Origin of the sequence: Nostoc sp., from assembly GCF_036917235.1 — a bacterium.
Lineage (GTDB): Bacteria > Cyanobacteriota > Cyanobacteriia > Cyanobacteriales > Nostocaceae > Nostoc.
Genome location: NZ_JBALDU010000033.1, coordinates 189,185 through 213,276, shown reverse-complemented (window position 1 = coordinate 213,276; position 24,092 = coordinate 189,185). Strand labels below are relative to the sequence as shown.

General features: G+C 38.9%; 11 protein-coding genes. 6 read left to right on the top strand and 5 right to left on the bottom strand.

Translation table 11 applies throughout. The annotated features are described in order from the left end of the window. Nucleotides 1–178 precede the first annotated feature (178 nt). Together V7K44_RS11280 and V7K44_RS11275 are read right to left on the bottom strand one after the other, a co-directional pair. Nucleotides 179–6,178 (bottom strand): amino acid adenylation domain-containing protein, encoded by a 6,000-nt coding sequence (locus tag V7K44_RS11280; protein WP_334931399.1) that lies wholly within the window; start codon nucleotides 6,176–6,178, stop codon nucleotides 179–181. A 273-nt stretch (nucleotides 6,179–6,451) separates the two neighbouring features. Further along, the gene (locus tag V7K44_RS11275) at nucleotides 6,452–7,354 is read right to left on the bottom strand and encodes a methyltransferase domain-containing protein (RefSeq protein ID WP_334931397.1); all 903 of its coding nucleotides are present in this window, start codon (nucleotides 7,352–7,354) and stop codon (nucleotides 6,452–6,454) included. Between the two features lie 990 nt (nucleotides 7,355–8,344). On the opposite strand from V7K44_RS11275, the gene V7K44_RS11270 reads away from it, so the two are divergent. From V7K44_RS11270 to V7K44_RS11245, 6 genes are all read left to right on the top strand, one after another. Next, complete coding sequence (locus V7K44_RS11270; RefSeq protein WP_334931396.1) at nucleotides 8,345–9,787, top strand: sugar transferase; 1,443 nt, start codon at nucleotides 8,345–8,347, stop codon at nucleotides 9,785–9,787. A 259-nt stretch (nucleotides 9,788–10,046) separates the two neighbouring features. Then, nucleotides 10,047–11,480 carry an oligosaccharide flippase family protein gene (locus tag V7K44_RS11265; RefSeq protein WP_334931394.1) on the top strand — a complete coding sequence of 478 codons (1,434 nt, stop codon included), beginning with the start codon at nucleotides 10,047–10,049 and terminating at the stop codon, nucleotides 11,478–11,480. An 80-nt stretch (nucleotides 11,481–11,560) separates the two neighbouring features. Continuing rightward, nucleotides 11,561–12,664 (top strand): glycosyltransferase family 4 protein, encoded by a 1,104-nt coding sequence (locus tag V7K44_RS11260; RefSeq protein ID WP_334931392.1) that lies wholly within the window; start codon nucleotides 11,561–11,563, stop codon nucleotides 12,662–12,664. Between the two features lie 10 nt (nucleotides 12,665–12,674). Continuing rightward, the gene (locus V7K44_RS11255) at nucleotides 12,675–13,898 is read left to right on the top strand and encodes an O-antigen ligase family protein (protein WP_334931390.1); all 1,224 of its coding nucleotides are present in this window, start codon (nucleotides 12,675–12,677) and stop codon (nucleotides 13,896–13,898) included. A 282-nt stretch (nucleotides 13,899–14,180) separates the two neighbouring features. Continuing rightward, nucleotides 14,181–15,377, top strand: coding sequence for a glycosyltransferase family 4 protein (locus V7K44_RS11250; protein WP_334931388.1), 1,197 nt, complete (start codon nucleotides 14,181–14,183; stop codon nucleotides 15,375–15,377). 636 nt (nucleotides 15,378–16,013) lie between these two features. Further along, a complete protein-coding gene (locus tag V7K44_RS11245) occupies nucleotides 16,014–18,242 on the top strand; it encodes a GumC family protein (protein WP_334931387.1) in 2,229 nt (742 codons plus the stop codon). Between the two features lie 501 nt (nucleotides 18,243–18,743). On the opposite strand, the gene V7K44_RS11240 is transcribed toward V7K44_RS11245, so the two are convergent. The 3 genes from V7K44_RS11240 to V7K44_RS11230 form a co-directional block, all read right to left on the bottom strand. Beyond that, nucleotides 18,744–20,129: a right-handed parallel beta-helix repeat-containing protein gene (locus tag V7K44_RS11240; RefSeq protein ID WP_334931386.1), complete on the bottom strand. Its 1,386-nt coding sequence runs from the start codon at nucleotides 20,127–20,129 to the stop codon at nucleotides 18,744–18,746. A gap of 816 nt (nucleotides 20,130–20,945) precedes the next feature. Further along, complete coding sequence (locus V7K44_RS11235) at nucleotides 20,946–22,415, bottom strand: SLBB domain-containing protein (RefSeq protein ID WP_334931384.1); 1,470 nt, start codon at nucleotides 22,413–22,415, stop codon at nucleotides 20,946–20,948. Nucleotides 22,416–22,918: 503 nt separating this feature from the next. Then, nucleotides 22,919–23,896 (bottom strand): ABC transporter ATP-binding protein, encoded by a 978-nt coding sequence (locus tag V7K44_RS11230; protein ID WP_334931382.1) that lies wholly within the window; start codon nucleotides 23,894–23,896, stop codon nucleotides 22,919–22,921. Between the last annotated feature and the right edge of the window lie 196 nt (nucleotides 23,897–24,092).

The window sequence follows — 24,092 nt, the reverse complement described above, 5'->3', positions numbered from 1 at the left end:
CATTCATCGCATTCTTAAATCGGTCAGGTCTTTTGGTTATTGGATTTTTACCAATATTCCAGTTCCACAGAATAATTATCTCATCGTAGTTACCACTTTCTCAAGTTTAGACCAAGAAATGGCAAAACAACCCAGCAGTGCTGAGTTGTGCGAAGGTGAACTAACAAAAAAGTTCAAATTAATTTTTTGGAATCTGAGACTGCGCTTGAGTTAAGCAATTTCTCAATTTTTCAGCTAACACTTGTACATGGGGTTCTTTAAGTATGTCAAGGTGAGATCCGGGAAGGTAATGGATATCTAATCCTCCAACTACTAGGTCGCGCCAGCCAAATTGAGGATCGTATTCTATGCCTATAGCTTCGTCCCGATTTTTATCCTCTGTCCGCAAAAGAATAGCTCGACCAAGGTAAGGTGAAAAAATATAGTCGCTAAGGGCTTGAGTATTAGTATCTATAACCTTTAAATGCTTGTCAGTCTCAGGTACATGAAGTACGTCTTCCAAGTAACGGTTATATGTATTTTGCAGTTCTTGCTGACGCCAATAACTCCATCTCACAATCTTTTGCCAAACGTAGTTAGGCCCTTGTTGAACAATATTATTTAAATGCAAAAAAACTCGCTTGAGAAATGACACCTGCCAGCTATAACCTATACGACAACTATCAAGCAGAACTAAAATGCCGACTTGTTCGCCTTGCTCTTGGAGTTGCCGAGCCATCTCAAAGGCAACTGTACCCCCAAAGGAATAACCTCCGAGAAAATAAGGGCCATGAGGTTGAAGGGTCTGAATTTCTTGAATGTAGTGCGCTGCCATATCTTCAATGCGGGTATAGAGAGGGTTTTTTCCATCTAGTCCCCGTGGTTGTAATCCGTAAAATGGTTGTTCTGTCCCCAGATGTAATGCCAATTCACGGAAACATAAGACTTCTCCACCCAGCCCGTGAATACAGAAAAAAGGTGGCTTGGAACCGTTGGGTTGAATTTCTACTAGGGATGACCAGCTAGATTTTGATTGGTCTAAGGTATTTACTAAAGCCGAGTTTGTTGTTAAATCTTCTTCTTGAGAGATTATCTTGGCTAGAGCCTCTACAGTCCCCGACTGGAAAAGAATTGCAAGCGGCAGGTTTTTACTAAATGTCTTTTCAATTTGCCAAAACAGTTTTACTGCTAGGATAGAATGTCCTCCTAGCTCGAAGAAGTTATCCCTAACACCAATGGGTTGGACACTTAAAATTTGTTCCCAAATCTGAGTTAACTGGCGTTCCACTTCATTGCGGGGAGCAACAAAGCTGGCTTCTGGCTCTTGCCTCGATAAGTCTGGTGCTGGTAGAGCGCGACGGTCTACCTTGCCATTGGGGGTTAAGGGCATGGTGTCCAGCAAGACAAAAGCCGAAGGTACCATGTACTGTGGCAATTTTGTCGAGAGGAAGCTACGGATATCAGTAATTGCAATTGCTGAGTCTTGATTCGGTATAATATAAGCTACCAAACGTCGATCGCCAAGAACATCTTCACGAGCAATTACTACAGTCTGGAGTACATCTGGGTGTTGGGCTAACACCGTTTCAATTTCTCCTGGCTCAATGCGTATCCCTCGGATCTTGACTTGATGATCTCGGCGACCGAGAATTTCTAGAGAGCCATCTGGACGATAGCATCCGCGATCGCCTGTATAATAAAGCCAATCCTGGCGATCGTTCCGAAAAGGGTTATTGACAAACCGAGAATGGTTTTCTTGCTGGGCATTGATATAGCCCAAACTGCGGAATGGAGTTCGGATTACAATCTCGCCCGGTTCACCAATACCGCATGGTTGGTGATTTGGTGTGAAAACCAGTGCTTGAGTTTGAGGCAGGGGCAATCCTACTGGCTGTACACCAGGGCTACACTCAACAGGTACTCGGTAATAACATTTCGCCAAAGTTGTCTCTGTCGGGCCGTAGAGATTAATAATTTCCCCTGATTCTGGAAAAGCATCCCGCCACCGAAGTACAAGGGTTTCTTTCAAAGGTTCTCCAGCCAAGAACAACCAGCGCAAGTTACATAAAGAGACTCCTGACGGCACATTGGCTAACCATAATTGCGCCAGCGACGGAACTGTATGCAGTACAGAAATTTGCTCATTTTCCAAATAACGCAGAATTCTCGTAGGTTCTAAGTTATCCTCTTCTTCTGGCAAGCATAGGGTTGCACCACTAGTTAAAGGTAAGAAAATATCTCTAAGAACGACATCAAAAGAAAGACCAGTTAATTGGGCAACGCGGTCTTGCTGATTAATTTCAAAGGCCTGTCGCTGCCAGTTCAGAAAATGCGCCAACCCTTTATGACACCCCAGCACACCTTTCGGTACACCAGTAGTGCCGGAAGTAAAGAAAATATAAGCTGCATCGTCGGCAGCGATTTCAGGTAGATTTACTGCTTCAATACTCTTTTGGGAATTTATAACTTCTCCTGTGTCTGGGTTGACACAGATGCTAGTTAAAGACTCCCCTATCTTTTCGTCTTCTGGGCGCTGACCATCAATATATAATATGTATTTAGCTTTAGCTTCTTGTAACATCAGCCGCTGGCGTTGGCTGGGAAGTTTTGGATCGAGGGTGAGTAACACACCGCCACTCAAGAGTACGCCTAGCATACTGGCAATTAGCCCAAAGCTGCGTGTACCATATACGGCTACGACATCTCCCCGCTCTACTCCGTGAGATAACAAAACCTGTGCTAAGGTTTGAGCAATTTTGCCCAATTCCCCATAATTCCAAGTGCGAATTCCTTGACGAAGTGATGAATGTTCTGGGGTACGGTTTACCCAAGAGGTAAACATTGTTGTCGTCAATTCATACTGTGGTTCTGGCAAAACCGCCCTTGGCTCTGGCAGCAGAGGTCGTGCTTCTGGTGTCACCAAGGAATACAAACTAATTTTCCTCTCTGGAGCAGCAACAATTTGATTTAGCAAGTGATGGAATTGATGAAGCATTTCCATCATCCGTTCTGAAGTAAACAGATCGGTGTTGTAGACTAAATCAAGTTGGATTCCTTGGTTTTGTTCTGTAACGTAAAGGGTTAAGTCGAACTTAGAAGCTGTTTCTAGGATCGATACTGGTTCGATAGCCACTCCAGGTAGTTCCAGTTGGATGTCCCTTAAGTTGAGCATATTAAACCACACTTGAAATAGTGGGTTGCGACTGGTATCTCGCTCTGGTTGCAGTTCTTCTACCAGTTTCTCGAAGGGCATATCTTGATGGGCATAAGCAGCTAATGCCATCTGGCGGACTCGATTTAGCACTGAACGAAAACTGGGGTTCTCAGTAAAATCAGTCCGTAAAACAACGGTGTTAATAAAAAATCCAATTAACTCTTCAATCTCAGAACGGTTACGTCCGGCAATGGGAGAACCGATAAGAATGTCTTCTTGCCCAGTGTAGCGGTGCAGTATTGTCCCAAAGGCTGCCACTAATGTCATGAATAAAGTGACACCCTCCTGATGCGAGAGTTCTGTGAGTGATGCACTCAAAGTTTGCGGTAGCATCAGAGATTGGGCTGCTCCTTGGTAAGTTTGTACTGGTGGCCGTGGTCGGTCGGTGGGCAATTCCAGTACAGTATTAGCACCTGCTAATTGGGTTTTCCAATAGTTAATTTGCTTGGAAAGTACCTCACCTGATAGCCATTGGTGCTGCCACACAGAAAAATCTGCATACTGAATGGGCAATTTTGCTAATGTGGAAGGCTTACTGCTCAAAAATGCTTCATAAAGCGCTGTTAACTGCTGCCAGAGAATACCGATTGACCAGCCATCTGAGGCGATGTGGTGCATCATTAACAAGAGTATATGCTCCTGTTCGTCTACCTGGAGCAAAGTAGCTCGCAACATCAAGTCAGATTCTAAGTTGAAGGGGCGTTGCACCTCTTGATTTAGGAGAAATTCTACTTGCTCCTTTGTTACCTGAATGATTTTGAGTTCCACTGGCCGAGGCGTGCCAATTACTTGTATGGGGCTACCATCAGGTGATGTAATAAAGTTGGTTCGTAATGCCTCATGATGGATAACGATTGCATCTAGTGACTGTTGTAATACACCCAGGTTTAACTTACCCGTTAAGCGCTGTGCATTTGAGACAATATACGCTCGGCTGTTGGGTTCCAACTGCTCCAAAAACCAGACTCGTTGCTGGGCAAAGGATAGAGGGGCTGATTGTCGGTTCACTATTTGGGGAATAGTCTGATTTGGGGGAGCATTTTCTGGAGTTTGGTTTTGGGCATTCCCGCTTCTCCTGTCGGAGACGCTACGCGAACGGGTTGCCATAGGCATCGCTTGAGCTAAAGTAGCGATCGTGGGATTCTCAAATAAGAGTTGGAACGATATTTCTATTTGAAAAGCTTGGCGAACCCTAGACATCACTTGAGTGGCCAGCAGTGAATGCCCTCCCAATTCAAAAAAATTGTCATGGATACCTACTTGTTCCAGACGCAAAACTTTCGCCCAAATGTCAGCTAAAACTTCTTCTGTCGAATTCTGAGGTGGAACAAAGTTAGTTGACAGCCTAATATCAGATGTATCCGGTGCAGGTAAGGCGCGGCGGTCTATTTTACCGTTGGGATTTAATGGCAGAGTGTCCAAAAATACAAAGAAACTAGGCACCATGTATTCAGGCAACCGAGTTTCCAAAAAGCGACGCAATTCAGCCTGACTAGGAATTTGCTCTGGACTGGCAACAAAATATGCCACGAGTCGCTTGTCCCCAGGCACATCCTCTCTGGCTATGACTAAAGTCTGCGTCAGTGCCGGATGTTGAGCTAGTATGGCTTCAATTTCTTCTAATTCAATTCGGAAGCCACGTATTTTAACTTGGTAGTCTATCCGACCAAGGAACTCGATATTACCATCGCTCAAATAACGTGCCAAGTCCCCAGTTTTGTAAAGGCGTGCCCCAGGTTCAGAGCTAAAAGGGTTGAAAATAAACTTCTCTGTGGTCAATTCTGGACGGTTAAGATAGCCTCGCGCTAGACCAATACCGCCAATGTGCAGTTCACCTGATTCACCAACAGGCACTGGCAGCAAATTTTCATTGAGGATGTGAATCTCTGCATTGGTAATCGGACGACCAATGGGTGCAATAGCATAATTAGTAGCACGTTGGCAACTCCAGAAAGTGGTATCAATAGAAGCTTCTGTCGGGCCGTAACAATTATGTAAAACATTGTCCAAATTCAGTTGGGCAAAGAAGCGTTCTATCAGTTCGCTAGGTAAACCTTCACCACCGCAGGTAATGTGTCTGATGAATCGGCAATTTTCAATTCCCTTTTCTTCTAATAAGACACGCAGTATGGAAGGTACTAAAGCCAGAACTGTGATTTGCTGCTCAATAATCACCTTCACAAGGTAGGCTGTATCTTGATGTCCACCGGGGCAAGCTATGAACAATTGCCCCCCAAAGCACAATGGCCAGAATATCTGCCATACTGAGGGATCAAAGCTAAAAGAAATAGTCAGTAAAACTTTGTCTGCGTGAGTTAATCCAAAAGTTGTTTGCTTCCAGTGGAGTTGATTGCAGATACCACGGTGAGGGATCATTACACCCTTGGGTTGTCCTGTAGAACCAGATGTGTAGATTACGTAGATGAGGTTATCAGCCGTAGTTTGGTTTACAGGATTTTCTTGACTATTTTGAATATTCCCTTGCCAGTCTAAGTCCAGACAAACCACTTGCGCCTGATGCGGTGGTAAGTTCTTGACCAATTTTTCTTGGGTTAACAATACTGGTGTCTGGGTGTCTTCCAAGATGAAAGCTAAACGTTCTGAGGGATATGCTGGATCTAAAGGCACATAAGCGCCTCCAGCTTTGAGAATGCCCAGTAGTCCTATAATCATCTCTAAAGAGCGCTCTAAACATATACCTACAAGTACTTCTGGCCCAACGCCTAAAGAACGTAGGTGGTGCGCTAGTTGATTTGCCCGCTGGTTTAACTGTTGATAAGTAAGTTGTGTATTTTCACATACTACTGCAATGGCTTGGGGCGATCGCTCCACTTGCATCTCAAACATTTGATGAATGCACAGATCCTGATAATGAACTACTTGGGTATCATTCAATTCCTGTAAAACTTGATTGCCGATGATGTTAGTTAAGGTATTTAAGGTAATATTTTGCTTATATTCTGATGTCTGACTATTTATCTGCATTTTCTATATTAAGTTCCAGTGGGCATAAATAATTAAAGTTTATGAGGATGTAAATAATTAAAGGTTTATGACTAAAAAAGATATGAGCAAATAAAGCCCCCAATCTTTAGAAAATGAGCATAACTACTATTAATTATCACATAACCGACATATAGCAATCTTTAATGATACAGACGCTAGGAGCACACAGATACGTTGTGCACCCCTACTAATTGTTTGGACTCTAAGGAATTACAAACAGCTAGAACACTTACCAAACTCAAAAGTTGCTATTTAGTTTTTGACTATTACCAGCGCCTTCATTTCAGCATTGAGCAGAGGTTGATGATAATTTTTTTGGAGGTCTGGCACAGGTTTTCCATCTACAATAACTTTGTAGATTTTTGCATAGCAGTTGCTCGGTAAATTATCAATAATTCTTGTTTTAAATGCAGCAGGACTATAAGTTCTAGCAAAGCCTTCATATGCACCCCATCCAGCAAAGCTTGCAGTATTGTCAAAAATTGTGATTGCTTTATCAAGATTGGGCTTCTGAATCCGTTTATTGTTCCAGATTTCTGCATATTCGTTAGTTAAAAATAGCGGTGCAATGACAAGTTTTCTGCCCACTTTCAATAAACGTACTGCCTCTTTAATAAACTTAATATCCAAATCATCTCGAAAATGCTCAAAAGAGTGATGACAGCTAATTCCATCTAAAGATTCATCGGGGAGAGGGATCGCATCAATAGAGCCACCAATGTACTTAATTCCATCTGTGACTTTTCCGTCCAATAAAGAGTCTTGACAGTAAGCATTCAATTTGAACTTCGAAACTGCCATTAAAGCCTTTATATATTCAGCTTTTTCACCACCAGCAGCATCGAGTATTTTATCACCCTCTTTCAAATCTAACAGAGTCATTGTCGTCAGATATTCAAGTGGCTTGGAATGGATATAATCAAGCTGATTATATTTACTCAGTACATCTGAATTTATAAAATTCCTATAATCTTTCTCGGAAACAGATAAATTGTTTATTTCTGTCTGTGCTTTTCCTATTTCCGAATCATTTGTGGCTCGTAAAATTTTATTAACTTCTAAATTGTTGAGACGCAAATCTGTCAAGAAACTCCACTTTTTACTGGTTAAAAACCTGCCCAATCGATCTAATATATCTAATTTACTAGTCACCATACTTTCACCCCGTGTTTTATTGATTGAAATGAAACTCTAAATTATTACAATTGAATCCAGAAAATCAAATTTTTGTTTTAGCCAACAAACACAAACACTTACACGCAATTATAAAAGTACATTATCCTATCTCAGTAAAATCTACTGAATGAAAAATAGTTTTTACAAAATCTTCATTTTGTCTCTAATTATATAAAATTAATGTAAAGTCGTAATATTATTTTTTTGAAGAATTTAGGCTAACTTTAGAAAATCCAACTACATTTGTAACATCAGTCTTCTACTCTAAACTACGGTATCGTCGTTAAGGTTGTTGCCCTTTTAAAACTTCATTTAGAAATAGTCTATAAAACTGACTCAAGTTTAACCATAAATGTTCAAGGATGTAAACTTTTGTTACAAATATCAAATTTTTAATGCATTTTGTTATAAATTGTGTGTATGTTTTGTTAATCAGTAATTATGCGTAAAAAAAATCAATCCAATAAGACAACTTTATATTCAAAGCTGAATCAGTCCAAATAAATATGCTAGAGTAATCTTTGAGGTGATATCAATCATTCTATACCTCGAATAAAGTAAAACTCTCCAACATATCTGCGATATACATAATTAATTCAGCTGATGGATGTATTAGTAACCTCAAAAACTATAATATTTTTATTTTGCCTACTTGCTTAATTGTTAACATCAGCGGTTTTGATTAATTACTAATCTAAAGTTGGACAATAAATACTTTTTTTCATTAATTTTTACAGACTAAAATTGTGATTATAAGCTGCAATCAAACCTAGGAATTTCGGTAGTAACGGCACTCAAACCGACCCTGGAGGATGTTTTTGATAAAGAACTTAAAGTTACTCCGAAGAAAATTGTTAAGACTAGACTAAAAAGTCAAGTTTTCTTTGCAAATAAAAATAGTAAGATCCCCAAATTCTCTTGTATATCTAAGATCCTATCAAATTTTACCTACACCAAGTGTTCCTAACTATGAGTAATCAAAGCATTACAACAAATAAATTCAGTGAAGTACCTTTGGATTTACGTGCATCGACATTTGTCACGGTACGTAAGGGTTCATGGTGGTTGAGATTAACAACATTATTCTTAGTAGACTGCACTCTTTTATTTCTAGCTTGGGTTTTAGCAGCATATCAATCTACTTATGGACATTTTTATTGGTATATACCGATTCATTATTTACCAATCTTAACAGCTATTGGAATTCAAATAGGATCGCTAGCTATAGAAGGTATTTATCGAGAAGGTCAAAAACGCTATGACTATTTCAATATTGTCAAGTCGCTAACTTTTGCTCATGGATTAATCCTTTTAGTTAGTTTTTTGTATAAACCAGTTGTTGATATCACGCGTCCAAGGTTAATATTATTGCCTTGGTTGCTAAGTATATTTTTTGTTTGTACTGGTAGATACGCTGTAAATATTACTCTTGAATATCTACGCAAGCAGAAAAAAATAGTTCGTTCTTCTGTTTTCATTATTTGCGATCCTCAAGATCATGAGCAGATTGCGAGTTTTATAAAAAAAGAAAAGCATTACATTATATCTGGAACGGCGAATGCTAATTCACTAGACAGATATCAGCGTCAGCAAACATTGTCTCAGCTTAATCAACTAGGAGTGACAGAAGTTTTTATATCTTGGGATGCGCTAAAAAATAGAATGTTTTTGTGCTGGTTATTTCAAGCATCTGGGATACAAGTACATATTTTACCGATGGAATTAAAACCAATTTATAAAAACGTACAATTCAACAAAATAGGGGGAATGCCTTGTCTGAGTTTGGATTGTCCGATAATTACAGGTAAAGATTTTTGGATAAAGCGTAGTTGTGATTTTTGTTTTGCGACTTTATTTGTAATGTTATTATTCCCGGTTTATATAGCTATAGCTATAGCTATAAAACTTGACTCTCCAGGCACAGTATTCTACAGACAAACGCGTATAGGTTTACATGGTCAACAGTTTAAAGTATGGAAATTCAGAACGATGAGGTCTGATGCGGAAAAATTACAGAAAGAATTAGAAGCTTTAAATGAAACAAAAGATGGAATTATCTTTAAAATTAAAGATGATCCTCGCATTACCCGTGTTGGAAAATTTCTCCGTCGTTACAGTTTAGACGAATTACCTCAACTTTTTAACGTTATCCTTGGAGAAATGAGTATAGTAGGACCTCGACCTTTACCCACCAGAGATGTCGAAAAGTTTTCTGAACACCATTTTATTCGGCATGAAATTTTACCTGGTATTACAGGTCTTTGGCAAGTTTCAGGTCGCTCAGATATTTTAGATTTTGAACAAGTGATTCATCTAGATATTAGCTATATCGAAAATTGGTCCCTTGGGTTAGACTTTGAAATTCTCCTTAAAACAGTTATGGTGGTTTTGAAAAAAGATGGTGCTTACTAACAAAAAAAAATCTATAGCATGACGGCTAGGATTATAGAATTGAATTTAATTTCCGTATCAATCGATAAATTTATTGCAGTGTTCAGTTTAATTTATAGCGGATTAAATTAAATTTAGATTTTTCTACTTTATACATTACTGAGTAATTAGTTACTTGTTTTGTTTGAGGATGCTCTCGAAAAATCTATAAGGATATATCCGACAAAAAATCCTGGTGACTCAAAATAAAAGAATTAAGCTGAATTAAGAATTATTAAGAATGGTAGAAAAGTACAAATTCATAAGTAATTCCTTCTCAATGATACTCAATCGGTTAGCACAAAGTGTTACAGCTTTTGTATTAACCGCTTCTATTGCTCGTACTCTAGGAGCTGAAGCTTTAGGGCAGTATCTACTAGCATATAGCTATTATTTTATCTTTGTGGGCATTGCTTCACAAGGGCTAAAAACATTGTTTACTAGAGAACTAGCTCGGGAACCACAAAAAACACCAGTCTATTTAATCAGTGGTACTTGCCTACAGTTAATATTTAGTTTTTTCAGTTATGCGGCATTGGTAATTGTAGTATTTTTACTTCCCTATAGTTCCAAAACCTCGACTGTTTGTTACATAATGGGTTTAACTATCATTCCCTTTGCGCTTTCTAATATAACAGAGGCAATTTTTCAAGCGAAAGAAAAGATGCATCTGATTGCGATCGCTACAGTGCCAGTCTATATTTTACGCCTAATAATAATGATTTGGGCGATGCAACTAAAATATGGAATTGAATATTTGGGCGCGATCCTAGTTTTTTCAGAAACACTAATTTTGGTAATTGAATGGATTTTTATCGCTCGGTTAGTAAAAATGCAATGGCAAATTGATAGGAGTTTTGTCTTTAATACAATTAAAAGTGCACGTACATTTTTTGCTATTGAAGCAATAGCTGTAGTAAGTGGCAGAATTCAAATATTGATCCTTTCATTGTTAGGAAATGAGATTTTAGTAGGTTTATTTGGCGGCATAACACAATTATTACAACCCTTTATGATTATTGCTAACAGTATAGGTTTAGCAATATTTCCAAGACTTTCAAAGGCAGTAGAGCAAGGACGGGAAAAGCAGAGGCAGATAGCTGAAAATATTATCGAAATCCTACTAATCATCGCATTGCCCTTATTTCTTGGAATCTTATTATTTGGCAAAGATCTATTAGTTTTTCTCTATAATGCTAGCTTTGCTGAAGCAAATATAGCTCTTATTATAAGCGCTGCATCACTCGTTTTTTTGCCGTTTACCCGCTCATTGACTTACTTACTTGTGGCCAATGGTTTCGAGATAGTGAATCTACGTGAAGTAGTTATTACCACTACATTAGGGAGCTTAGGAGGTGTGATATTAGTTTCGCACTATAAGTTACTAGGTGCAGCTTTAATGGCATTATTAATGACTATTTCTGGTTTTAGCCAGTATATTTATTTCACCTATACTCGCCTATTTCCATTAAATTTATGGCGAATTATCCGCAGACCATTAATAATAACTATTTTAATGCTACCTATATTAATATTATTACAAAAGCTTAACTTAGACTTTATATTAACTCTAATTATTTCAACTTGTGCGTATGCTTTATTTGTGATTTATTTAGGTATTCGTGCCTTTGGAGGGTTTCGTTTTTTATGGTTAAAATTATTAAAATCACAGTAATTAGTTTCCGATAAATTCTTATCATTAACTCATAAAAATTGATGAAATCAATAATTTAAGATGAGGGTATAATTTTAATTATGATTAAGGTTGCTTTATTACATTTTGGCTTTGAAGATTACACCATTGAATTAGCAAACAGTCTGGTTAAATATGTTGATTTAACGCTAATTCACCCAGAAAAAGTCTCAAAGGTCTATAGCAATGTTCTTGATTCCAGTATCCGCGTAATTAGCTTTAAAAAACCACGGATTCGCGACCCACGCAACTTATTGTCCATGTACGCGATGATGCGTATTATCAAAGACATACAGCCAGATGTCTTGCACGTGCAAGAAACTAACGATCCTTGGTATGATTGGACTTTGTTACTCAACAAAATGCCGCCATTGGTGACAACTATCCACGATATATTCCGTCACCCAGGAGATAGCATGGCTGTATTCGGTTCAGAGTATACCAGGCGTATTGCCTTCTATCGTTCCCAACAATTGATTGTCCATACTCATCAACTAAAAAAGGTTCTAACTGAAGAATTTCGTATACCTCAAGAGCGAGTCAATGTTTTGCCACATGGGGAACTTGGTAGTTTGTATCAGCGTCGGGGTGAGCAGAATAGTCAGACTCGTGAGCCAAATACATTACTATTTTTTGGACGCATCTGGCCATACAAAGGATTGAAATATTTACTTCAGGCTATGCCTTTAATTGCTGAACGGATACCTGAAATAAAGCTGATTATCGCTGGACGGGGAGAAAACATCAAACAATATTTCCCTAATGGTTATGATGAGAAACGCTACGAAATTATCAATGACTTTATTCCCCTTGAAGAAGTAAGTAATCTATTTCAACGCAGTACAGTGACAGTTCTACCATACATAGAAGCCTCTCAAAGTGGTGTAGCAGCCTTATCTTATGGGATGGGGACACTGGTTGTAGCCTCTGAAGTAGGGGGATTAAGTGAGATAATTCAGCATAAAAAAGATGGGTTGTTAGTTCCACCTTGTGATGTCCAATCTTTAGCAGATGCCATTATTTATTTGTTAAGCGATCGCGATTTACAAAAACGTATGCAAACTGCGGCAGTAGCTCGTTGTCAGGAAGATTTAAATTGGTCAAATATTGCCTCTCAAACAACTCAAGTTTATTATAAAGAACTGAATATGCAAAACAAATATTAGTTAAACTATTATGAGGAAAATACTAATCTTTGCAGAACAGGGATTCACAATTGCGAGCTTACTGATGTATTCAGGGGCAATCTTTGTTCTTGTACTGTCAGGAGGAGCAGGACAGACCGATTTAGTAGAATATGATAGCTCTGTCATACGGATTATTTATTCTTTAATCTACGCAGTTACCGTAGTATTACTAGTTCTGCGTTGGAAGAAAACTCTTTATTTACTTAGTAAAAGCTTTTTGCTTTATTCTTTAATTTTATTGGCAGCTGTTTCTATTATTTGGTCTTTTGAACCATCAACAACATTAAAAAATAGTTTTGCCCTCATTAATTCCAGTTTATTTGGACTATATTTTGCTTCGCGATATAGCTTAAAACAGCAGTTACATTTACTCGCTTGGAACTTTGCAATTATTATTATACTTAGTTGCATTTTTGCTATAGCACTGCCTAAATATGGGATACAGAGCGATTTGGGTGGCTCAAAGTGGCGTGGAGTATTCACGCACAAAAACGGTCTGGGAGCAAGAATGGTAACGAGTAGTATAACTTTTTTTATCCTTGGTTATCAAAATAAAAGACGTAATTGGCTTTTTTGGGGTGGGTTTTGTTTGTCAGCACTACTTTTACTCCTTGCGTCTTCAGGTTCATCTCTAATTAATCTATTAATTCTCATATTGACATTTTTTGCTTTTCAAATTTGGCGCTGGTCATACCAGTTCATGGTACCAACCTTAATAATCATAGCTACTATTAGCCAAAGTTTATATTTTTGGTTGTCTAACGATGCTGATATCCTGTTCAGTGCAATTGGCAAAGATGCGACGCTGACGGGTCGAACAGAGTTGTGGCCATTAGTAATTGATATGATTTGGAAACATCCTTGGTTTGGTTATGGTTATGGTGGATTCTGGCAAGGATGGAGTGGCGAATCTGCCTATGTTTGGCTTGCAGCTGGATGGACGCCAAGCCACCCCCACAATGGCTATCTGGCTCTTTGCCTAGATCTGGGTCTTTTAGGGTTAGGAGTATTCTTTTTAGGATTTTGGCGCAGTTATCTGCAAGGATTTGCTTGGGTGCGTAGTAGTAAAACAGCATTCGATATTTGGCCACTTATACACATGACATTTGTAATCTTATCTAGCCTCACTGAGTCTAATTTGATGGAATCAAATAGTTTGACTTGGATACTCTATGTGGCGGCATCTCTCTCAGTCAGAATGTTCAGAATGTAAAGATGAATTAAAAATCAGATGATTAATCAACATAACTGTAACCACCTAGTAACAGCAAAACTGATAGCTATTATGATGTAGACATACATATTTATTGTCCAACCCAGTTTCGCCAAGGATGATTATAGGTTACATAAATAAGGTATATTTTAGACTTGACAAGTGAGTGTTTTACTAAAGTAATGTTTCATATTTCCCTGCCTATCACCCATAAATTATGGGTTTTGACCATTTTACTGAGTGAATAATTACTTGCGAAACTAATTAAAAATTGAAATTATTATGGCATCACCGAAGAAAGTACTAATTATCGTAGAAAATCTCCCAGTTCCCTTTGATAGACGGGTATGGATGGAAGCAACTACTTTGCAAAAAGCTGGGTATGAAGTTAGCGTAATTTCACCTACAGGTAATGGCTTTGATAAAGATTACGAAATTATTGAGCAGATTCACATTTACCGTCATCCTCTACCACCGGAAGAAAGTTCTGTCATTGGCTATCTCCGAGAATACAGTTGGGCGATTAACTGGCAATTCCGTCTAGCTCAAAGGGTATGGCGAGAGCGTGGTTTTGATGTCATACATATTTGTAATCCGCCCGATTTACTTTTCTTGGTAGCAGCATGGTTTAAATTATTTCATGGTATATCTATTATCTTTGATCATCATGACCTCAGTCCGGAAATGTATGAAGCTAAGTATCGGCGGCGCGATATTTTTTATCATGGATTACGCTGGGCTGAACGCTTGACCTATGCCACAGCAGACATGGTAATTTCAACGAACGAGTCACACCGAGAGGTAGCTCTTAACCGTGGGCACAAGAAACCAGAGAAAGTATTTGTAGTTCGTAGTGCGCCGGATCTTTCGCGCTTTCGCCGAATGCCTCCAAACCCCAATTACCGTAAAGGTAGAAACTATTTGATAGGTTACATGGGTGTCATGGGAGAACCAGAGGGTATTGATTATCTCCTGAGAATGGTATATTACATTGTCCACAAAAAAAATCGCTCTGATATTCACTTTATGCTAATTGGTAGTGGACCTATGGCAGAAAAGCTCAAGGACTTATCCAAAGAATTAGAAGTGAATGAGTTTGTAGAATTTACAGGATTTAAGCAAGGTGAAGAACTTTTAGAGCGACTTTCCAGCTGCGACGTGTGTGTAGAACCTTCTCCAACATCTGCTTATAACGAAAACTGCACCATGAATAAAATCCTTGAATACATGGCAATGGGAAAAGCAATTGTCCAGTTTGATTTGCGAGAGGGAAGACGTTCTGCACAAGAAGCATCTCTTTATGCCAAGCCTAACGACGAGGTAGAATTTGCCGAGAAAATTTTGGAACTTCTAGATTCTCCTGAACGCAGACAAAAGATCGGAGCCGAGGGGCGACGCAGAATGGAGGAGATTCTTGAATGGCAATATCAAGCTCCAAAACTGTTAGATGCTTACGATAAAGTTTGGCAAAGTAGGTAGCTACTTTAACTTTCATAATTACCATATTAAGTAAGTGAGTTGAGTAATGAGTAGATGTTTATGGTCAAAAATTACAAACTGACTAAAGATCAAGTTTTTTACTTGACTTTGAAATTTTGCCTTTGGCTAAGATAGTTGATCTGACTAAGGAATATAGCCGTATAATATCCAAGTAAAAAATCAAGTCTTTGATAATCCAGAAATAAATTTGAATGAATATTAATGGTTGATGGCTAATGCAAAAAACTTTTAATTGAACGTCCTGTTACTAAAGGGTTGATTTATGGGAGGGCAGTTATAGTTAGGAGGTAGTTAACTCACCTCAAATCCCAAAATTAACAAAGGTTTTCCTTAATAAAGGTATACACACCACAGTTACAAATTTGTACTCATGGGGACTAAATTTTTAACTTAAATATATACTACAATACAGTTCAGTTAAGCACTTCTTGCGTCTTTGACGGTTCGTTAAAAAATGATTTTGATATAGAGTTAAGCTTTAACTGAACCGTATTGGTCTATACTATATTTTATATTGTAAAATTATACATAATCAGTATTGTAAATTGCACTGGTTTGTGACTGTTATAAGTCAATTTTGAGTTTCTTGCTTAAGACCTGTACTTTGGAAGATTTATGTCAGAAAAATCTATGGAATCTAGAGAATCTATTGATTTAGACCTTAATCGTTACTTATTGATATTGAAACGGTGGTGGGTGCCTGCTTTTAGTATATTTGTGGCGACAGTTATTTTAAGTGCTATATCTACACAATTTCTGAAGCCAGACTATGAAGCAGAAGGAAAACTGTTATTCAGAGTTCCCAGTTTTAAAGTAGCAGGCAATAATCTTTCCCCTGGTACCTCTGAAGGAGGAGACTCAGGAGATTTGAAACCATTGGTAGCAACTCAAAATCCCATAAGCAGTCAGATAGAAGTTATTTCTTCCCCAGCTTTGTTGCAACGGACAATAGACAAACTAAAACTCAAAGACAAGGAAGGTGAACCTCTGGAGGTGAAAGCACTACAAAAAGCCCTGAACCTAAAAATTGTTGGCGGGACAGATGTATTGCGTATTAGTTATAGCAGTCACGATCCTGAAGAAGCAGCGGCAGTAGTCAACACAGTTATGAGGTTTTATTTAGAAAATGATGTTCTGACAAATCGATCTGAGGCAGGAGCGACTCGTCAGTTTATGGCGAAGCAACTTCCTACGACTCAAGCTGCTGTCGATAATGCAGAAGTAGCGCTACGTATATTTAAACAAAAGCATCAGATTGCAGATTTATCCGAGGAGACAAGGTCAGCTGTTGCGACTATTGGAAATCTAGACAATGAGATGAATACTGTCAAGGCTCAACTGAATGAGGTAAATGCCCAAACCAATGAACTGCGGAAGAAAGTAGAGTTAAATTCTCAGGAAGCGATCGCAGTGAGTGCCCTCAGTCAGTCACCAGCAGTACAGGGAATTCTTACACAACTCCAAGAGACTGATCGGCAGCTAGCGGTTGAGCGCAGCCGTTTTCTAGATGACAACCCTATAATTATTAACTTAGAAGCAAAAAAAACTAATTTAAAATCTCTCTTGCAACAGCAAGTTGGTCAGACTGTTGGCAATCAAACACAAGTTCCCACAAGCCTATTGCAGATTGGAGAACTCAGACAAAGCCTGATACAAAACTTTCTGCAATCAGAAATACAACGTTTTGGCTTAACTCAAAGACTCTCCTCTCTATATAATTCTCGTGTCATTTATGAACAGCGGGTGAAACTTATACCCCAGTTGGCACAAAACCAGCGGGAGTTAGAACGAAAAGTTGAAGTTGCAGAATCGACCTATCAAACTCTATTGAAAAAGGTTCAAGAATTACAGTTAGTTGAAAATACAAATACCCCTAGTTCCCGAATTATTGCTCAGGCTTTAGTGCCCAAAGATCCTACATTAGGCAAAAAAATAATTGTCTTGGTGCTAGGAGTCATGTTCGGTTTATTTTTTGCCACCACAACTGTACTCTTTCTCGCTATGAGAGATAGATCTCTAAAAACACTTAAAGAAATTAGAGATGTATTTGGATATACTCTGCTAGGAATTGTTCCTTTATCTGTTAAAAAGCTTCGTTCCCGTGATTTAAATGCAGAATCCACATCTCAAATAGTTGCCGTCAGGGATACTCCCCACTCTTTAGCCAGTGAAATGTATCGGATGATTCAAGCAAATCTGAAATTCTTAAGTTCAGATAATTTGCTCAAAACTATTGTAATAACTAGTGCAATTCCTAAAGAAGGCAAGTCTACAGTTTCAGCGAATTTAGCAGCAGCGATCGCTCAACTAGGACGTAAAGTTTTACTAATTGATGCAGATATGCGAGTTCCTTCTCAGCATCATCTCTGGCAACTAACCAATGAAGTTGGTTTGAGTGAGGTTCTTGTAGGCCAGGCTGAATTTGAAATTGCCGTATCTCAGGTAATGGACAACCTTGATGTTTTAACTGCTGGGGCTAGACCTCCCAACCCACTTGCTTTGCTTGACTCAAAACGGATGGCATCACTCATTGAGAATTTCTCATCTCAGTACAAGTATGACTTTGTAATTATTGATGCTCCTCCACTGCTTTTGGCAGCCGATGCTTTGACTTTAAGCCAAATGACTGATGGTATTTTGTTAGTAGCCCGACCCGGAGTAATTGATTCCAACAGTGCTAATGCTGCTCAAGAGATATTAGAGAGATCCAGTTACAACGTTCTAGGTTTAGTAGTCAATGGAGTCATTGATAAAAATGAATCTAGTAGTTATCGATATCATTCTCACGAATATTTTAAACCAAGAGAGTTGACAAAAGAGCTTAAGGGACTGGCGAAGAAATAAAGCTTCTAAAAAAATTATTTTAGGAGTTACATCAAGTCCGGATAAATATTTATTAATAAAGACTGATGCCAAGACGCAATAAGTTTGAAATAATAAGTAATTAACCGGACTTATAATTATGTAGCGATCCTAGATAGGATAAGGTATATCTTTACCAGTATAGGAAAAGCTATATTAGGAGCTATAGATAATTTTCTGGATGGTAGTCCGATTTTTTCAGGTATTGCCACTCCAATTTAATTGGGTTTATTAGGGTTTTTGCTCGCCTCGAAAGTAACTCCATGCACAAAACCCTGATTTATCCAAATACTTCAGGTCTATTTCTCCAGTAGCCGTACATAATTCCCGCATCTGTATTCTGCTTTGCTTGTTTCTGCGGTCGGACTATAGCGTTTTGTTTTCCTTTGTAGCTCTTCCTAGCCCGTTTCCAATTGGGTTGTAGACAAAAAATCTGTATAAATAAGAACTTTTCCATACAACCCAATGCCATACTTTTAATTGCTACCGATTTTCGTATGCTCCTCTATCGGGTGCATAACCGGATACACGAGGATTGCCTAGGAAATCGGTTTTCAAACTACTCCACTTTAAACCACTATTAATTGCCGGACTTGTTGATTTCAATCTAAAGTCACGAGCTGAGGCATTAACAAACTGTGGATCTGCAATCATATCGTTAGATCCTGTAATCTTGATCGTCGAATTACTGGGATAAATATTGTAGTTATAATTGACGTTGACATTTTTCATATTGCTATTCGCAGCATTACCAGGGGAAGGATACATAATGTTATTGAAAATTTTGACATCAGACGAATAACCCGCATAAATTTCGCCCTTTCCCTTTTTTTTAACTTCTGGACTTTGCTGATTAAAATATGCCGTGTTGTTGATAATATCGATATGCTGACTATCGTGGGAATGAATACCTGAACCGCCATTATTGTAGGTGAGATTGTTCGCAACTAAAACCCGTCCTCTATATCCTTTTGAAACATCAACAATAATACCATTACCGTCTGAGATCGTTCCGGAACCAATCCAAGGAACGTACATTCGATTGTTGTAGCTCCTGTTATTGGTTACAAATATCTTGTATCCCTGGTTGTTGTCAGAACTCCAATTATTAAGCATGGAAATGCCACTGCAACCATGAACTGTGTACCAAGCGTTATTGAAAACAGCGTTATTATCCACCTTCACATAATCAGCTTGGACTGCTGAGATACCTGCTCCTCCACAATCATGCACTTTGTTGTTCAGAATATTTATGTGATGAGAACGGCCTTTGTTTCCTCCTTCAATGCTTATGCAATTTCCGCTAGTAAGCGGATTTGATCTGTTATATTTCTGACTTAACGCATAATCACGGGTGATATTAGCATTGTTCCCTATAACCTCCAGCCCGTTAATCTCGATATATGAAGCTCCATTTGAAATCGAGATACCATTCCATGTATTGTGCTGAATTTTTGGAGAATTCCCAGGATATGCTTTATATTTAATCCATGCATTTGCAGTTCCAGAACGTTTAATACCTAGTACAGCACCGTTTTTGGGCCCATTCTTGTATTGCCCGTTCATAATAAATACCGTGTCGCCAGGATTAGTAAGGTTTGCTGCCCTTTGAAGTGTCCTAAAAGCGGATGAGGTAGAGAGTCCGCTATTTCTGTCGTTTCCGTTACCACTAACATAGTATGTTGTTGCAGTTGAAATACCACTGATCAGCTTGCGATTAGGTAGTGGTATTTCCTTAATAGTGGATGGCTGAGGAACATCTTTAAATAAAGACTCTGTTATTCTCTGTCCTTGAACCAGACCTGTTAATGCCCAGGGAAGTACAAGAGATGCGCTCAAACTGAGAAAACCGAAACCATGAATCATCATAGGGAAAAAATAGGGTATGTTGCAAAAACTCAATCGTTAACGGTTAGTAACTCTAGCCTTAGTTAATAACCCAGTATTGGATACGGTCGTATCACTGCCACTTGTAAGTTTATACACGGTTTTATAAGTTTAAACCTGCGCATTTTTGCGTAAATATGGCTGAACCACCTTTTGAGCTTGTGTTCCAAAAAATCGCAAACATCTGATAAGATCACTGAATGAAAAATATCAGTATCCAGAGTTACCCTATTCACGAACACCAAGCAACCGTACAAATGGCGTCATTTCCAATTCGACATCATTCTACTGTGTATACGCGGTATCTGTGGTTAAAATAGTATATCTGTCATCAATTAGTTAATTTACTTAAATAATTCTTATGATAATAAGAATCAATAAATGACTAAAAAGCAGTTATTGACTAGTATTTACAGAATCTGCTTTCTAAAATATTCTCATTATCATAAGAAATCCGAGTACTTACAATAAAGATTTCAAAAGTCTATCAATGCACATTATGAAGTTACAGTAAGAGTTTTAAAGTTTCTAGTATTTCTCTACGAGTAATATTACTTAAAATTATTATAAGGACGGATATATAGAAGTAGTCAGATAGCTTAGAACATTGGCAAATCACAAGAGAGCGGCCATAGCAGACTTGTCGTAACAGTATGAAGCCGCTATAAAACACAATTTGCAAGAAGCGATGCCTTGTGTAACATCTGCTGTGTTTAACTTGCTTTTGATTAAAGGATAGCGCAATTTTAGGGACGAAGACGGTTAGCCAACGTCCCCAATTTGCATCTATCTCTTAAACTAGAGTCCGAATAAGTTCAAAAGATTAAAGATAACACCTAGAGGTCCAGTTATAGTATTGACGGTATCGCCAGTCTTAGCTGAACCAGATCGATTGACTACCACAACGTCATTATTGCGGAGTATAGGATTAGTTTGCTCATTAATCCCAGCCGAGAAATCCACTTTTACTATACGTTTAGTGACAGAACCATTAGGGTTGAGGCGAATCAAATCAACAGCCTTACTACTAGCTCTGGCATCATTAAATCCGCCAGCAGCGAGTATAGCTTGATTTAAAGAACTATTTGGTTGAACGTCTGTTAGACCTGGTTTTTTAACTTCGCCGACCACACCAACCTGAATCCGTGTAGGAGACAAAGTAGTGGTAGCTAATTGAGTCGCTTCTGCGGGGTTAATTTCAGTTGCCGTCGGAATAACAATTGTATCTCCGTCTTGCACAATGATGTCTTGATTGGCATCACCACTCTGTAATAGTTGCCAAAGATTAATATCTATAGATTGTTCTGAGCCAGTTCTTGTAGGTCGGCGTAGCTTGAGATTACGCACATCAGCTTGTGCTGTAATTCCGCCAGCTAATTGAATTACCCGTGTCACATTTGGTAAACCAGTGGGACTGGCAGTGCCACTGTTAGGGGTTGCGCCCACTTGGCTATCTGTGTTACCTGGGGTGACAAGATACGAACCAGGACGGTTAACTTCACCAATAATTGTTACTGTGCGGGGCGTGGTTTGACTGGCGGCAAAGTTAGCTGCAAATATATTGCGAGATTCTGCTAGGTTGAAGTTTGTTGCTGTTGGCACAACTATAGTGTCTCCATCCCGCAAGGTAATATCCTGCGATAACTTGCCTGTTTGAATGAGTTCCTTTAAATTGACGGTGACGGCTTGTTCTGAAGAGCGTCCTATTCTACGCCGTAATTGAACTTGAGTAACATCCGCAGCTAAAGTCACTCCCTGTGCTGTTGTTAATGCGGCTAATACAGTCGGGTATTGTACGCCTGGATTGTTCCCGGCGCCTCCGCTCAAGCTTAGAGTGTAAGCTCCAGGACGTGTCACCTCTCCAGCAACGAAAATATTGATGGGACGAGGAGACAACAGATTGACTGAAATTAAGGGACGTTTGAGGAAGCGAGCATATCTTCTAGCTATTTCGTCAGAAGCTTGTTCAGTTGTTAGCCCTAGTACCGACACACTGCCAATTAAAGGTAGGTTGATTGCTCCACCTGGGGGAATTTGGTATTCACCTGTATATTCAGGTACTTCAAATACATTTACACGGATGAGATCGCCGCCTCCTAATGAATAATTAGTATCTAATTGTGTTTGTGTGATTGGTGGTTGTGTAGTTGGTGGTAATGGTTGTCCCTGAGCTAGACTGGCAGATGACACAGCGGCATTGACAGCAGTTAACAAAGCCATACCTACAGCTGGCTGAATTAGGAATTTAGACAAACTTTTGTTAAGCATATTTACCTGAGACTCTGAAACTACAATCAATAAAGTACTGTCTAAACATTTTTATTTTGACTATACCTAAATATTCAAGTTCCCCGACACTCTTATTTTCCTAGAAAAGTGTTATTTTCCGGAGGAAATTTGTTTATTGAACTTAAATTTTTAGTGAAGTTAGCTTAAAGTTAATGTTGCTTGAATAGAGTAATATCAAAAAATATAGGATTTACGCAACTAAACCCAGTTTTTACAAGAAATTGTCTCTTAGCCAACAATCAAGTAGTCACGAATAAAGTTTTTTTGTCAAAGTTAATTTGATGACATTTAAAATCTGCGATGAGTAGTAAGGGACTACTAAAATTAGGAACAAGTTCATTAAATAAATACAAATAACCTTCAAAAAATGTCGGAATTTTATTTTTTGTGGATTGTGTTGGGCAAAGATAACTTAAAAAGACAGAATTTGGATTTTGTTCTTCAAGCCAGTCGACAATTTCCTATTTGGCAACAAGACTAATTCAATGAGTTGTTTTTCTTTGGATCTGTTGAATAAAAAATTCTTCTAGGGAGTGACGTGACAAGTTCATGGCGATAATTTTACCTTCCATGAGACGAAGACTGGCAAGAAAATCATAGTAATCATCTTGTAGTGTACCGTGCCAGGAACCATCAGGCTCAAATATGAGAGTGGGTATCCATTTTTTGAGAATTTCCGAGTCACCACCTTGACCTTTTACTTGATATGTGTTGTTTACGCCCAAGAGTTGATTGAGGGAACCAGAGCAAATTAGTTCACCTTGAGCGAGGATGGCAATGCGATCGCAAATCTGTTCTACTTCACTAAGAACGTGGCTATTAAAAAAAATCGTCTTGCCTGCGGCTTTGAGCGCCAGGATAATTTCTCGCATTTGGTAGCGCCCCACCGGATCGAGACCAGACATTGGTTCATCCAGAAAAACTAAATCTGGCTCGTTAATTAGTGCCTGTGCCATACCAACACGCTGTAGCATTCCTTTGGAATAGCGACGCAGCAGCTTTTTACGAGCGTCGGCTTGCGATAAACCCACTAATTCCAAGAGTTGGGGAATACGTTGGCGTTGGACACTTTGGGGAATTTGGAATAGCCCAGCAGCTAGCTGCAAAAATTCCCAGCCAGTGAGATAGTCATACAAATAGGGATTTTCTGGTAGATAGCCGATATGTTGCTTAACACTGCGATCGCCTATGGGTTTACCCAACAACGATCCTCGTCCAGAGGTGGGATGAATAATTCCCAGCAATAATTTTAAAAGGGTGGTTTTGCCAGCACCGTTTGGCCCCAACAACCCAAAGGTTTCGCCTTTGTAAACCGTTAAAGAACAGTTTTTGAGAGATACGACTTTTTGATTTAGCCAAAAACCGGTGCGATAGACTTTTCGCAACTCAGAAGTTAGGACTACTGGCGGAGTGTCTGTCGTATTAAGTTGAGAATTAGGGTCATCTGCAACAGACTTCATCTCGGTTAAATCACTATTTATCAGCTTGGTATTAATTAAAAATTACCCGGTAGGCTGATAATAACCACCAACAACTTGTGTGTCAATTATCGCGAACTGAGGACTGGGGAAGAAGCAAGGGAGCAGGGGAGCAGGGGAGCAGGGGAGAAGAGAAGTTGTAGTAAGTTTTCTCCCCTCTGCCCCTCCACATCTCTGC